This window comes from Amycolatopsis dendrobii, from assembly GCF_014145675.1.
Taxonomy (GTDB): domain Bacteria; phylum Actinomycetota; class Actinomycetes; order Mycobacteriales; family Pseudonocardiaceae; genus Amycolatopsis; species Amycolatopsis dendrobii.
The window spans coordinates 1-758 of record NZ_JACGZW010000047.1 but is presented as its reverse complement, the minus strand read 5'-3'; the positions used below and the strand labels follow the sequence as shown (position 1 = coordinate 758).

At 65.8% G+C, this 758-nt stretch carries 1 protein-coding gene; it reads right to left on the bottom strand.

What is annotated here, in order from left to right; translation table 11 throughout:
- A partial coding sequence (locus H4281_RS45040; protein WP_182896959.1) for an acyltransferase domain-containing protein occupies window positions 1–758 on the bottom strand: 758 nt, incomplete at both ends.

The window sequence follows — 758 nt, the reverse complement described above, 5'->3', positions numbered from 1 at the left end:
ACGCGGTAGCCGTCGGCGAGCAGCTTGCGGGTGGCCTTCTCGAATTCCACCGTGTTCCGGAGATTGCGATACCAGTACCCGGCATCCATCACGGCAGTGTCGATAAGCTCACCGGTGACCGTGGAACAGAACGGAATCCCCGCCGTCCTCGGCGAAACCGGCGCCAGCAACTCCCGCAACTCGGCCTCGATCTGCTCCACCTGAGCCGAATGCGAGGCATAGTCCACCGGAACCCGCCGCGCCCGGACACCGTCCCGCTCACACGCCGCGATCAGCTCGTCCAACGCGTCCGGATCACCCGAAACCACCACCGAGCCCGGACCGTTCACCGCCGCGACAGACATCCGCGGATCAAGCCGCTCCCGCAATTTCTCCACCGGCTCGGCAACCGAAACCATCCCGCCCCTGCCGGACAAAACCGTCAACGCCTTACTGCGCAACGCAACTACCCGGGCACCGTCCTGCAACGACAACCCGCCAGCCACCACCGCAGCCGCGATCTCACCCTGACTGTGGCCGACCACCGCAGCCGGACGTACACCATTAGCCCGCCACATTTCCGCGAGCGAGACCATCACGGCCCACAACACCGGCTGCACCACATCAAGCCGCTCCAGCGACGGACCACGCAACACATCCAGCAACGACCAGTCCACAAAGGACTCCAACGCCGCCGCACACTCCGCGAGGCGCGCCGCGAACACCGGACTCGACTCCAGCAGTTCGAGCGCCATCCCGACCCACTGCGAACCCTGACC